The sequence below is a fragment of the Rhizobium centroccidentale genome (genome assembly GCF_030182565.1).
Lineage (GTDB): Bacteria > Pseudomonadota > Alphaproteobacteria > Rhizobiales > Rhizobiaceae > Rhizobium.
In genome coordinates, this window is sequence record NZ_JAQJCG010000001.1 from 84,096 (window position 1) to 96,903 (window position 12,808).

Consider the following 12,808-nt stretch of genomic DNA (forward strand, 5'->3'; position numbering starts at 1 on the left):
CTGAAAGAAGGAGTGTTCCGAAGTGGACCTTTCCGTAATGATCCCAGAGCTGCTTTCGGCCCTGCCGCTGACGCTCGCGATCACGTTCACGGCCATGATCGCCGGCTTCGTGCTGGCGTTGATTGCGACGACATTTCGGGTTCGCAGGATCCCGGTGATCAGCCAATTGGCGGATCTCTACGTATCCTACGCCCGCAGCGTGCCTGTCGTCCTTCAATTGTTCGTCGCCTTCTACGGGCTTCCCGTGCTTGTGGGTGCGTTCGGCGTCGCGGACTTCGTGTCTCCGACCATCGCCGCGATGCTGGGCTTGAGCCTCTATCACGGCGGCTATCTGTCCGAGGTCATGCGGCCGGCCTATCTCGCCGTCGAACGTGGCCAGCATGATGCGGCGGACAGTCTCGGCTATACGTTCCGCCAGAAGCTCACGCGTGTTCTCGGCCCGCAGGCGGTTCACATCGCGCTCCCCGGCTACGGCAACTCGATCATCTACCTGATCCATAACGTCGCGCTCGTCATGTATATCGGCGCGGCTGACGTCATGGCGACCGCCCACCTTGTGATGGAGCGCGACTACAATCAGTACCAGTTCGAAACATACCTCGTGCTGGCGGTGCTCTATTCGCTGCTTTGCCTGGTCGCTTGGTCCGTCGTCCGCTTTTTCGAGCTTCGTTCCGCGAGATTTTCTCCAGGCGCGAAGCGCGGCAGAACCACCCTGATGGCAAGTGGCTGATCGAAGGAGTTGCTACATGTTCGATATCGACGTTCTTCTCCCCGATCTTTGGGACATACTGGGTGCAGTACCCCTCACGCTTGCGATGGCGCTTGCGATCTTCGTCCTCTCGACGATCATCGGCAGCCTGTTCGCCATGGTCGAATATCGGCGGATCCCTGTCCTGCGCCAGCTTGTCGTCGCCTATAAGGTCGCGTTCAAGGGCGTGCCGATGGTCGTGGTGATCTTCCTCGCCTATTATGGCCTTCCCTCGACCCTGCAATTCCTGACATCGCTGGTTGGCGTGGACTATAACGGCCATTCGACGCCAAACTGGGTCACGCTCATCGTCGCCCTGACTGCTTGCGTCGCCGCCTTCCAGGCGGAAGTCGTCAAAGGTGCGCTGAACTCCTTCGACACCGGGCAGGCCGATGCGGCCTATTCGCTCGGCTACAAGAAGAGCCAGCTCTTCCGCCGGGTCATGCTTCCACAGGTCATCGTCGCCGCGATACCGGATCTTGCCAATTCCTTCATGGTCATCATGAAGGCGCTTTCCCTGGGGTTCGCCATCGAGGTGGTCGATATCTTCGCGCAGTCGCAGCTGACCGCCGCGCTGAACTTCTACTATCTCGAGGCCTTCCTGGTCGCGGTCGTGATCTACATGGTAATAGCCTATGCCGTAACCCAGATCGCGGACAGGACGGAGCGGGCGCTCAGGGTGCGGACTTGAGCTCGACCCCAATGCTTCCGCCCTTGCAGGCCGAGACAGCATCCATCGGCTGATCGCCTTTGAAAACCGCAGCCAGGGATGAGCGCCCGCTCTGTGCACTCTTTTCCCTCGCGATCCTCTTTTTTGGAAATTCATTTCTCCTCTTTCTCATTAGTCCACTTAATTTATAGACAAAGGTCTAATTGGAGAGAGTGGTAATGAGCATCGAAAAGTCCGATAGCGGTCTGGGAAGACGGGATTTGTTGAAATTATCCGCAGCGGCCGGAGTTGCCGTCGCCGGCGCTTCCCTGATCGGGCAGAAGCCAGTCTTCGCCGGCGACGGAGAACTGTCTCTGAAAGGCAAGCGCATCGCCATCAGCGCGACCGGAACCGACCACTTCTTCGACCTGCAGGCCTATAATGCCCAGATCGAAGAGGTGAAGCGCCTCGGCGGCGAGCCGATCGCCGTGGACGCAGGCCGCAATGACGGCAAGCTGGTCTCGCAGTTGCAGACGCTGATTGCCCAGAAGCCGGATGCGATCGTTCAGATCCTCGGTACGCTGAGCGTCATCGACCCCTGGCTGAAGAAGGCGCGCGATGCCGGCATTCCGGTTCTGACCGTCGACGTCGGCTCGACCAATTCGATCAACAATACCACCTCCGACAACTGGGGCATCGGTAAGGACCTGGCGCTGCAGCTCGTCTCCGATATCGGCGGCGAAGGCAATATCGTCGTCTTCAACGGCTTTTATGGCGTGACGCCCTGCGCGATCCGCTACGACCAGCTGGTCAATGTCGTCAAATATTTCCCGAAGGTGAAGATCCTCCAGCCGGAACTGCGCGACGTCATCCCGAACACCGTACAGGACGCTTTCACCCAGATCACCGCGATTCTGAACAAATATCCGGAAAAGGGATCGATCAAGGCGATCTGGTCGGCATGGGACATCCCGCAGCTCGGCGCGACCCAGGCGCTTGCCGCTGCCGGCCGTACCGAAATCCGCACCTACGGCGTCGACGGCAGCCCCGAAGTGCTGCAGCTCATCGCCGATCCGAAATCGCCCGCCGGCGCCGATGTCGCTCAACAGCCGGCAGAAATCGGCCGCACTGCCATCCGCAATGTCGCGAAGCTGCTTGCCGGTCAGACGCTGCCGCGCGAGACCTACGTTCCAGCCCTTCTGGCCAACAAGGCCAATGTCGGCGAGGTCACCAAGAAGCTCGGTATTGGCTGATAGTCCGCGCCGGGCGATGCTGCCATGGCTGGATCGCCCGGAATATGTCCGCTGGAGACCGAGATGAGCGCTATTTCTTTCAAACAGCCCGTGACGGCAAAAGACGACATCGTCCGCTTCGAAGGCATCGTTAAGCGCTTCGGCGGAGCGCAGGCGCTGGCGGGTGCGTCACTGAGCGTCAGGCGTGGAACCATCCATGGTCTCGTCGGCCAGAACGGCGCAGGCAAATCGACACTGATCAAGCTGCTCGCCGGTCTTCACCAGCCGGATGACGGGCGGATCGAGATCGAGGGGCAAGCTTTCGACAGGCTGACCCCGCATCTCGCAGAAGAGCTCGGTATTCATTTCATTCATCAGGATCGCCTGCTCGTGCCGACTTTTACGGTCGGCGAAGCCCTGTTTCTCGGCCGGGAGCCGCGCATACCAGGCACGCCATTTCTCGATCGCCGGCTGATGCAGCGCCGTGCATCCGATATCCTCAACGATTATTTCGGCGTCCGGTTGCCGAATAGCGCGCTGGTCAGCGAATTGTCGACGGCCGAAAAGCAGATCGTGCAGATCACCCGCGCGCTTCTCAACCAGCCTAAGGTGCTCGTCTTCGACGAGCCGACGGCGGCATTGGTGCGTCGCGAGGCCGATATCCTCTTCCGCTTGATCCGTCGTCTGCGCGATGAAGGCGTGACCATCATTTACATCTCGCATTACCTGAACGAAATCGAGGAACTCTGCGACCACGTCACCGTGCTGCGTAACGGGCTGGACGTCGCTTCGCTGCCGATCGGGGATACATCGGCTGCAGCGATCGCGCGGCTGATGGTCGAGCGCGACATCAAGGACATGTTTCCGAAGCCGGTGGTCGCACTCGGCGACGAAATCCTCAAGGTCGAACAGCTTTCGGCGCCAGGAAAATACGAGGATGTCAGCTTCACGCTTCGCCGCGGCGAGGTGCTGGGTCTCACCGGTCTGCTCGGCTCCGGGGCAAAGGAGCTGGTCCGCGCCCTCTTCGGTCTCGATAGGCCGGCCTCCGGTCGTATCGAAATCGGCGGCAAGGCCACCCGTTTCGCCAATCCCAGCCACGCGACAGACCACAGGATCGCCCTGGTGCCCGAAGATAGGCGCCGCCACGGCGTCGCGCTCGACCTCAGTGTTGGGGAAAATATCAGTCTTTCCAGTCTCGATCGCTTCACGCGCCTCGGCTTTCTCGACCGCAAGGGCGAAAGGCGCGAAATCGATGCTCTGATTGAACGGCTGCAGGTGAAGACCAGCGGGCGTAATGCCTTGCTCCGCACGCTTTCAGGCGGCAATCAGCAGAAGGTGGCGATTGCCAAATGGCTCAGTCGCCATTCCGAGGTCTATCTCCTCGACGAGCCGACGGTCGGCGTCGACATCGGCTCTAAGGTCGAGATCTATACGCTGATCGGCGAACTGGCGGCGCGGGGCGCCGGTATCATAGTCCTCTCTTCGGACCTGTCGGAACTCATTGGCATCACGGATCGCATCCTTGTGCTCTTCCGTGGCCGGGTGGTCCGGGAATTCATATCGTCGGAGACGACGGCGGATGCTGTGCTCGCTGAAGCGACAGGATCGTCGGAAGGGCAGCGCCATGTCGGCTGAAGTAGAGTTTGCGCCTTCCGGATTTTCGACCGTAGAAGGGCCTGCCCGGCCGACCGGCAGTGTCGCGGCCGCGGCATTGCGCTTCGGGTCGCTGATCGCCTTTGCGGCCATTCTGATCGTCTTTTCGCTGACAGCGCCTTATTTCCTCAGCATCGGCAATATCGGCAATGTGCTCGGCCAATCAGCCATCTCAGGCGTGCTCGCGATCGGACTGACGATCGTCCTCATCGCCGGCGGCTCCAATGTCGTCACCGGCGGCATCGACCTGTCGCTCGCCGCCAATATGGGCCTCAGCGCCGCCGTCTATGCCAGCCTGACGCAACTCGGTTTTGGAGACGCCACGGCGATCATGGCATCGATCCTGACTGGTACACTGATCGGCGCGGTCAATGCCATCGCCGTCGTCTATGCCGGTATCGTGCCGCTGCTCGCCACGCTTGCCGTCATGAACGTCGTTGCCGGCCTGGAACTGGTGCTGACGGGGAATACCGTCCTTCCGGCTTCCACGCCGTTCCTTTCGGCGCTTTCTGCTTCGGACGCCTTCGGCATGCCGATCCTTGCCTATGTGCTCATCGGCTTCACGGCAATTGCAACGGCGATTGTGCAATATACGCCGCTTGGTCTCCGCCTTTATGCCGTCGGCGAGTTTCAGGATGCTGCGCGCGCCGCCGGACTGCCGCTTCGTCGCCTGCTTGCCGGTGCATTTGTCGCCAGCGGCCTATCCGGCGGCATCGCCGGTATCCTCTCTGTTTCCTACCTGAGCGGCAGCACGACGGGCTCCGGCGAGATGCTGTTGCCTGTTGTTGTCACCGCTTTGCTCGGTTCGGTCTTTTCGCGCCGGCTAGTTCCGACCGTGACTGGAACGTTGCTCTCAGCTTTGCTGGTCGGCTTCCTCACCAATGGTTTTCAGCTGCTCAATATTTCGAGCACGCTGGTCAGCGGCGTTCAGGGTCTGCTCATTCTCGTCGTGGTCTCGGCGACCACCCTGTTGCGCCGGCGGGAGGCCTGAACATGTCGCTCCACACTTCCGCACACGCCACGGCTGGCTTGCCGCGCCTGATTGCGGGCCACCTCGTGCGCTACGGGTTGATCCTCGCCTTGGTTGCGGTCTTTGCCGCCTTTTCCCTGATCACGCCGACATTCCTGACCCTTGCCAACCTGCAGAGCATCCTGGTCAACAATTTCACGCTGCTTGCCATCGTTTCCATTGCCATGACCTTTGCCGTTGGATCCGGTGGCATCGATCTTTCGGTGGGGACGGCGATGGATTTCGCAAGTTTTGCCTTCGTCTCGCTCGTCCTTGCCGGGCAGCCGGTGGCACTTGCGGCGTTTGCCGGATTGGGAGCCGGGGCGCTCGTGGGCGCCTTCAATGCGCTGTTGATCTCAGGGATCGGCGTATCGCCGTTCCTTGCGACGCTCGGCACGCTGTTCATCGGCCGCAGCATCCAGCAACTGCTGACCAATGGCGGCAATCCCGTCTATCTGCCTCCGAACGGCGTGCCGGAGGCTTTCCGTTTCCTTGGCCACGGTACGATCTGGGGTTTCCCTGTGCCGCTTGCAACCGCCATCGTCATCATCGCGATCGCTGCGGTTATTTTTGCCCGCACGCGCTTCGGCCGCATCATCCTGTCAATCGGTATCCAGCCGGGCGTCGTACGCTATTCCGGCATTGCGGCTCCCGCCTATATAGCGGCCACCTTCGTACTGGTTGGGTTGATCGCAGCCGTCGCCGGCCTCATTCTGACTGCGACCGTCACCGTCTATATCCCATCTTCCGGCAATGCATTTCTGCTGAACGCCATCGGTGCAACCTTCATCGGTACGACGCTCAGCCCGCTCGGGCGGCCGAACGTTGCTGGCACCGTGCTGGGTGTGCTGCTGCTCAGTATCGTGGCCAATGGGCTCTTACTGACCGATCTGAATTTCTATTGGCAGCAAGTCGGTACGGGAACACTGATCTTTGCCGTGCTCGCTCTGAGTTTCATCAACCGGCAAGCAGCTGGCCGCGCGTAAGGCGGGCCGTTGAGGATTATGGAAATCCGGCCCATCCGACCGCTGCCTCCGCCGGAGCAGTGTTCAGCAACAGGTTTCCCTCGCCGGATCGTACGAAAAAAGGCCCCGGAGGGCCCTTCTGATTTCGCATGCGGAAAATCAGCGCTGGAGATTGACCAGCACGTCCAGCAGGTCGGAGCCCGTCTGGAAGACCTTGGAGTTGGCGGTATAGCTCTTCTGCGCCTGGATCATGTCGGTGAGTTGGCCCGCCAGATCGACGTTCGAAGCTTCCAGCGAGTTCGACTGGATATAGCCAAGGCCGTTGCTGTTGGCGAAACTGGTGACCGTTACGCCGGAGTCGGCATTGGCCTGATAAACGTTGCCGCTCATCAGCGTCAGCTTATCTGGGCTTGCAACGGTTGCGAGCGGGATCTGGTAGATCGCCTTCGGATCACCTTTAGCATAGTTCGCGTAGACGACGCCGTTCTTGTCGATGGTAACGCCGGTGACCGCCGCTGCCGCCTGCCCATTGGTCGAGCCGGTCGAGGCGAAATCAGAGGCCTTCTGCGTCATCTTACTCAGATCCATGGCGATCGATCCAGCGGTCGTCGGATCGGTGATCGTAAAGCTGCCGCCACTTAGCATATTGCCGCTTGTATCGAACGTCATCGTGCTTGTCGCAACAGGGCCGGATGAGTAAGGGAAGGATGAACCGGTACCCGTCGCGGCGTCGGCGTTGCGGTAGACGGCGACTTCCCATGTACCAGAGGTCGCCGGGGAGGCCGCGACCGGCGGGGTAGCAGTGGGATCAGCGGCGACCGCAGGCTTGGCATCCGCCGTCTTGGTATAATAGATGTCATACATGACGGTATTGCCGAGCTTGTCGTAGCCGACAACCGAGCTTTTCTGGGTATTGGCGGTTGTTGTCGCTTTGTTGGCGCTCGGCAATGTTTCGGTGGAGCTGGGTACAACAACCGTCGCGTTCGAATTGAGATTGCCCGTGAAGCTGCCTGAGGTCGAAGGGGAGTTGGCAAGGCCGCTCTGGTTGACGTTGATCGGCACCAGGCCGTCGAAGCCGTTGACGACGACAGCCGGCGCTCCCGAAGCATAGGAGTAGCCCATCAGCGTATAGCCAGCGGAATTCACGAGGTTGCCGTTTGCATCCGGCGTAAAGTCGCCTGCGCGGGTCAGAACGGTCTTGCCGTCGGCGCCCTGCACGACGAAGAAGCCGGCGCCCTGGATCGACAAGTCGCTGCTCGACGAGGTGGAGACTGTATCGCCCTGCTGCGAGACCGAATAGCTGACGTTGGTTTCGACGCTGCCGGAGTTATAGTTGCCGCCGCCCGAAGGGAGAATCAACGACGAAAAGCTGGTGGTCGCCGACTTGTAGCCCGTTGTATTGACGTTCGCGATGTTGTCCGACACGGTGCTAAGCTTATTTGCCTGCGCGTTCATGCCGGAAACTGCCGTTTTCATGCTACCAAAGATGCTCATTGGTTCCTCGCACGTTGCTGATGCCGGGATGGTAGCGATAATGACTTGTGTGAAGCTGGCTTTTTGGCGCGCGCTGCCGGTTTGAATCAGTCCAAAACATTCGAGGCTCCTTGAGCCGAGCCATAGGCGGGCGTGCGCTTCAAGCCCTCTTGAGGCGTTCTCTGAAAGCAAGCAGGATCAGACCGGCCACGGACGCAAAAGCCGCGCCGGCGACAAAGGTGCTGTCAGGCCCGATCCATTCCCAGAGTCCACCGGCAAGGATGCTGGCGCCCAATAGCGCAACTCCGGAAACGAGATTGAAGACTCCGAAAGCCGTTCCCCGCAGATTGCTCGGAGAGGCGTCCGCAACCAGTGTTGCAAAGATCCCTTGCGTGAAGCCCATATGCAAGCCCCAGAGCAACACGCCAAGAGCCAGACCGGGTAGCCCAGGAACGAAAGCCAGCGTCAGATCAGCTGCGACCAGGAGCCCGACACCGATCAAGAGCAAGGTGACGCGATCGACCCGGTCGGCAAGAACTCCGACCGGGTATGCGGATATCGAATAGATGAAATTCATGCCGATCAGCACAAGCGGAATTAGCATGACGGGCAGATCGAGGCTCTGGGCATCGAGCAACAGAAAGGCTTCGCTGAAGCGCGCAAGCGTGAAAATCGCCGCTACCCCGGTCACAAGCCAATATGTGCTTGGAAGACGCAGGAGATCGGATTTTCGTAACGGGAATGTCGGGCTCTTATCGCTGGGCGCTTTTGAAGGTTCCTTGACGAAGAAAAGAATGAGGCCGACCGCAACAAAGGCGGGGATGACGGCAATCCAGAAAACCGTGCCGAACTGGTCCGAAGTCCACCACATGAGCAGCAGCGCGATCGCTGGGCCGAGGAAGGCGCCGACCGTATCTAAGGATTGCCGCAGTCCGAAGCTTGCGCCGCGAACTTCGGGAGGCGAAATATCTGCAATCAGGGCATCTCGCGGAGCACCGCGAATGCCCTTGCCGATACGGTCGATAAAACGTGCTGCTACAAGCCAGCCGATCGACGGCGCAACCGGAAAAATCGGCTTGGTCAGTGCAGCCATCCCATATCCCAGAAGGACCAACAGTTTTCGCTTGCCGAGCCAATCGCTTATGGCCCCGGAGAATACTTTCGTGATCGCGGCGGTGGCTTCCGCGATGCCCTCGATGATGCCGACGGAAAGCGTCGAGGCCCCCAGAACGGTCACCATATAGACAGGAAGCAGGGCGTGGATCATCTCGGAGGAAATGTCCATAAAAAGCGAGACGAAGCCCAGCGCCCAGACGCCACCGGGTATGGCTGGTACCGGTCGACGGCTTTTCGCGTTGACATCGACCATTGGCGGATCCTTTCGGCGCATCTTGTTCAGCCGGTTTTATTCTCTTCGTTGGCTTCGAAAACCTGGCGCGCATAATCGTCGAGCAGGGCCTCGCACATCTTGAGCTTTTCGGCAGCCGACGTTGCTAATTGCGCCCCGTAGAAATCGAGCTTCTTGATCCGCTCGAACCACTCCTGAAGCTTCCTAAGGTCCGTGTCTTCTTCTTCGAGTTCGGCATAGGTGAACTTCTGTTTCGATATCTCCTTTGCGATTTCCTTCTCGAAATCGTCGCAGCGTCCGATGAATTCCTGGTAGAGTTCAGCACGATCCGCATTGAAGCGTTCGATCACTTTGTTGAGTTGGGCGTCATCGAGCGGTGCCGAATCCAGCAACACGGATTCGCCACCCATCTCGGAGATATCGAGTTCCGACATCTTCAGCCGTCGCAGGTTTTCATCGGTGCGGGGGAGGAGGCAAACCCCATTCTGGAGATAGATAGCTCCCAAGCCCTTGAGGCGCCGCCACAATGCGACCCTTCGAGCTGCAGGCTCCGAAGGCACCTTGTAGGTGAGCAGTATCCATTGGCCCAAAACGTTTTTCTTTATTGTTACGGTCGTTACATTTGTCCATACCATATCGGCCATGAAATGGAACTTCAATCGGGCGCGCTTTTTCCGCAGCCAGAGTTTCTCATCTGCGACGAGCCCACCTTAGCTCTTGGTGACGACCAATCTGACCTGACCTGCTGAAATTCCGCGGCGCGCGGTCGGCTGCGCCGGCGTCGCGGGATTTTGTTGACTTCATGGCTGACGCCTCGAGCAAGCGTTCCAAACCAGGGTTTCAGCTTTACGTCAGCCAACGAAGCTATTTCTCAAAAGCGACACGCTGCGGCTGTATGCCAGTGTTGTCAGTTTTGGAGAGTTGAATTTGAATCTTGTTGTTAGGCGCTCGTCTTCTGGGGTGCCCGTTTCCGGATACGAGTCTGGCGGCTTCACCTATCGCCGCGATATCGACGGCCTGCGCGCCCTGGCGATCATTCCGGTCGTTCTCTATCACGCGGGCATCCCCGGCTTCCGCGGCGGTTTTGTCGGCGTCGATGTGTTTTTCGTCATTTCCGGCTTCCTGATGGCATCGCTGATCTCCAAGGAAATCGCGAAGGGCGAATTCAGTCTCGTCCGATTCTATGAGAGCCGTATCCGGCGGATTTTTCCGGCATTGTTCGCTGTCCTGGCCACGTCTTCGGTCGCGGCATGGTTCCTGCTGATGCCGGCCGAATTCGCCTATTTCGCGCGCAGCTTGAAAGCGGCGGCCCTGTTCACATCGAATATCCAATTCGACAAGGAGAGCGGATACTTCGATATCGGCGCGCAGATGAAACCGCTGCTGCACACATGGTCCTTGGCCGTCGAGGAGCAGTTCTACATTCTGTTTCCCTTGCTGCTGTTGGTTCTCAGCCGATTTGCCCAACGGTATATAGCACCGATCCTGGCTGGATTGCTGGCCGTGTCGTTCGTGGCGAGCACGTGGACGCTGTTCCGGTCGCAGCCCGACGCATTTTATCTGCTGCAATTTCGTGGCTGGGAGCTGCTCCTTGGAGCGCTGCTGGCCCTCGGTGTCCTGCCGGTGCCAAAGCAATCCAGGGTGCGAGCCGGATTGGCCTCCGCCGGCGTGCTTTTGATCGCGATTGCCGTCTTCGGGTTTAGCGAGCAGACGCTCTTTCCCGGCCCGGCAGCTCTGCTACCCTGTCTTGGTGCGGCACTGGTGATCCACGCGCGAGACGAGCTCGGGCCAGCGAGCAGAGTTCTGCAATCACAGCCGATGGTCTTCGTCGGGTTGATCTCCTACTCGCTTTATCTCTGGCATTGGCCGCTCATCGTCTTCAGCCGGGAGGTGACAGGACGAGAGCTTTCGCCGATGCAGGGCAGCCTGATCGCGCTGGCGTCGCTCGCCATGGCCATCATCTCATGGCGCTTCATCGAGCGGCCGTTCCGTGGACACGGCAGCCTCGTAAAGCGCTCGCCGTTATTTGCCGGGGCACTGACCGTCGTGATCGCCGCTGCCGTAATGGGAGACTATGTCGCCCATCACGGCGGCATACCCGGTCGACTGCCAGCGGATGTGCAGCGGGTTTATGCTTCCACTTACGATCAGAGCCGCTTCAGCCTGCCGCCGTGCTTTGCGGAATCCGACACGGCGGCGCGTTCGGCTGCGGATATTCGTGCAGGCAAGCTTTGTCCGCTCGGGCCGGAGGACGTAGCGAAACCCGCCTTTCTCGTTTGGGGCGATTCCCATTCCGGCGCCATGGCGCCTGCCATCGATGCGGCGGCGAAACAGGTTGGGATCAGCGGTCTCTTCGCAGGCCATTCCTCGTGCCCGCCTTTGCCAGAGGTTCAGCTCACGCCGCGCGGCGATACCGAACTCTGCGGTGATTTCAACGGCGCGGTGCACGACCTGATTAAGGCCCAGCATATTCCACTGGTTTTCCTGGTGGCCTATTGGCCCAAATATGTCCACGATGCCGAAATGCCCAATGAGGGGCCGTATTTCGACCCTTCCGTACCGCCCCCGTTGGAGGATAGATCGGCGTTGGTCGTCCAATCGATGGACCGCCTGATTGCCGAGCTGACCAAACAGGGAACCAAGGTCGTGCTGGTCTCGGATGTCCCTGAAATGGGACGCTATATGCCCGAGGCCGTCGCCAAGGCGATGATGCAAGGCACGTCAACGGAGGTTGCTCCCCCATTGGAGTATATCAAGAAGAGGCAGGCGCTCTCACATGTGATCCTGAGCCGTGTGGCTGCAAAATATGGTGCAACGATCATCGATCCGCTGCCAGCCATCTGCAGCAGCGATCGTTGCGATGCCGTGCGAAACGGTCTGCCGCTCTATAAGGATGCCGATCATCTCACGGCGGCGTTCGCACCGACCCTGAGCTCGCTCTACGTCCCCGTACTGTCCGAAGCTCGTCAATTGCTGGGGGCGGCCGGTTCCAGTCATTAATCGTCAATTACTTATCCTCGTCTCGATTGACAGGCTAGAATTCCATCCAGGCTAAATGACATAGCGATATTACCTTGCTGACGTTCATGAGTTCCGCCGTCCGAAGCGCCTGCCGTAGGCTGCACAACGATCATGCGGCGCCTTTCGCCGAAAATCGATTGTCAATTATCCTGACTTTGGATCGGTTACTTGCGCAAAGGATCGCAGTTTCTACCGGTTGAAATCTCGATCTACTTCGAACATCCAATGGCGCATATGATCGAGCAAAAGTGCGATGTCATATCGCCATTCCAGCATTAGAAGCTTCAAGTCCATCCTGCCGCGTCGAAGATGCAAGTCAAGCGCGTGCCTGAGATCCATAAGTTCGTCGGAGGTTGGCGAATGCTGCAGGGTGTTCTTGGGCTTGGCACCACGGGCCAGACGCTTGGCAAACAGTTCCAAATCCAATGTTGTATCTCGGGTCGTCTCCATCATGACTAATCCTCCAAGCTGCAAATTATATCGTAATACGATATAATTCAACAGCACGGCAGATTTTTGTCGGCGCGGGATTTAACTCATACTGGCGCTACGGGCCAGCGCGAACCGGTAGGATCGCATCGGCAGCCTCACCGGAAAAAGGGTTGGCTGCCGTAGTACGCGATGCAACCCGTTGCCGATGACATTGGCGCGCAGGTCAGAGATCGCCACTCCTTGGGGAAAAGGCCATGAAATCCAGGTTGTTCGAATGT

General features: G+C 59.1%; 11 protein-coding genes. 7 read left to right on the plus strand and 4 right to left on the minus strand.

Going from position 1 to position 12,808, the window contains the following annotated elements:
* Positions 1-22 precede the first annotated feature (22 nt).
* The 6 genes from PH562_RS00415 to PH562_RS00440 all read left to right on the plus strand — a co-directional run bounded on the left by PH562_RS00415 (position 23) and on the right by PH562_RS00440 (position 6,277).
* Positions 23-730, plus strand: coding sequence for an amino acid ABC transporter permease (locus PH562_RS00415; RefSeq protein WP_285170846.1), 708 nt, complete (start codon positions 23-25; stop codon positions 728-730).
* Positions 731-746: 16 nt separating this feature from the next.
* Entirely contained in the window at positions 747-1,439 is a 693-nt protein-coding gene (locus tag PH562_RS00420; protein WP_285170847.1) for an amino acid ABC transporter permease, read from the plus strand.
* 197 nt (positions 1,440-1,636) lie between these two features.
* Positions 1,637-2,650 (plus strand): sugar ABC transporter substrate-binding protein, encoded by a 1,014-nt coding sequence (locus tag PH562_RS00425; protein ID WP_285170848.1) that lies wholly within the window; start codon positions 1,637-1,639, stop codon positions 2,648-2,650.
* Between the two features lie 63 nt (positions 2,651-2,713).
* Positions 2,714-4,264, plus strand: a complete 1,551-nt coding sequence (locus PH562_RS00430) for a sugar ABC transporter ATP-binding protein (protein ID WP_285170849.1) — start codon at positions 2,714-2,716, stop codon at positions 4,262-4,264.
* On the plus strand, positions 4,254-5,273 hold the full coding sequence (locus PH562_RS00435) for an ABC transporter permease (protein ID WP_285170850.1): 1,020 nt from the start codon (positions 4,254-4,256) through the stop codon (positions 5,271-5,273). Before PH562_RS00430 ends, PH562_RS00435 begins: the two co-directional genes overlap by 11 nt.
* Before the next feature lie 2 nt (positions 5,274-5,275).
* Positions 5,276-6,277: an ABC transporter permease gene (locus PH562_RS00440; protein ID WP_285170852.1), complete on the plus strand. Its 1,002-nt coding sequence runs from the start codon at positions 5,276-5,278 to the stop codon at positions 6,275-6,277.
* A gap of 138 nt (positions 6,278-6,415) precedes the next feature.
* On the opposite strand, the gene PH562_RS00445 is transcribed toward PH562_RS00440, so the two are convergent.
* The 3 genes from PH562_RS00445 to PH562_RS00455 all read right to left on the minus strand — a co-directional run bounded on the left by PH562_RS00445 (position 6,416) and on the right by PH562_RS00455 (position 9,721).
* Entirely contained in the window at positions 6,416-7,750 is a 1,335-nt protein-coding gene (locus PH562_RS00445; protein WP_285170853.1) for a flagellar hook protein FlgE, read from the minus strand.
* Between the two features lie 139 nt (positions 7,751-7,889).
* Positions 7,890-9,098: an MFS transporter gene (locus PH562_RS00450; RefSeq protein ID WP_285170854.1), complete on the minus strand. Its 1,209-nt coding sequence runs from the start codon at positions 9,096-9,098 to the stop codon at positions 7,890-7,892.
* A gap of 26 nt (positions 9,099-9,124) precedes the next feature.
* Positions 9,125-9,721, minus strand: a complete 597-nt coding sequence (locus PH562_RS00455) for a Chromate resistance protein ChrB (protein WP_350223764.1) — start codon at positions 9,719-9,721, stop codon at positions 9,125-9,127.
* 283 nt (positions 9,722-10,004) lie between these two features.
* Here PH562_RS00455 and PH562_RS00460 point away from each other — a divergent pair, with 283 nt between their 5' ends.
* Positions 10,005-12,077: an acyltransferase family protein gene (locus PH562_RS00460; protein ID WP_285170855.1), complete on the plus strand. Its 2,073-nt coding sequence runs from the start codon at positions 10,005-10,007 to the stop codon at positions 12,075-12,077.
* A gap of 210 nt (positions 12,078-12,287) precedes the next feature.
* Here the strand turns inward: PH562_RS00460 and PH562_RS00465 are convergent, their stop codons facing one another.
* Positions 12,288-12,551: a hypothetical protein gene (locus tag PH562_RS00465; protein ID WP_285170857.1), complete on the minus strand. Its 264-nt coding sequence runs from the start codon at positions 12,549-12,551 to the stop codon at positions 12,288-12,290.
* Positions 12,552-12,808 lie beyond the last annotated feature (257 nt).

Coding starts and splice junctions, on each gene's coding strand:
- PH562_RS00465 (WP_285170857.1), bottom strand. CDS start 12,551: ATGATGGAGACGACCCGAGATACAACATTGGATTTGGAACTGTTTGCC.
- PH562_RS00435 (WP_285170850.1), top strand. CDS start 4,254: ATGTCGGCTGAAGTAGAGTTTGCGCCTTCCGGATTTTCGACCGTAGAA.
- PH562_RS00440 (WP_285170852.1), top strand. CDS start 5,276: ATGTCGCTCCACACTTCCGCACACGCCACGGCTGGCTTGCCGCGCCTG.
- PH562_RS00455 (WP_350223764.1), bottom strand. CDS start 9,721: ATGGCCGATATGGTATGGACAAATGTAACGACCGTAACAATAAAGAAA.
- PH562_RS00445 (WP_285170853.1), bottom strand. CDS start 7,750: ATGAGCATCTTTGGTAGCATGAAAACGGCAGTTTCCGGCATGAACGCG.
- PH562_RS00430 (WP_285170849.1), top strand. CDS start 2,714: ATGAGCGCTATTTCTTTCAAACAGCCCGTGACGGCAAAAGACGACATC.
- PH562_RS00450 (WP_285170854.1), bottom strand. CDS start 9,098: ATGGTCGATGTCAACGCGAAAAGCCGTCGACCGGTACCAGCCATACCC.
- PH562_RS00420 (WP_285170847.1), top strand. CDS start 747: ATGTTCGATATCGACGTTCTTCTCCCCGATCTTTGGGACATACTGGGT.
- PH562_RS00425 (WP_285170848.1), top strand. CDS start 1,637: ATGAGCATCGAAAAGTCCGATAGCGGTCTGGGAAGACGGGATTTGTTG.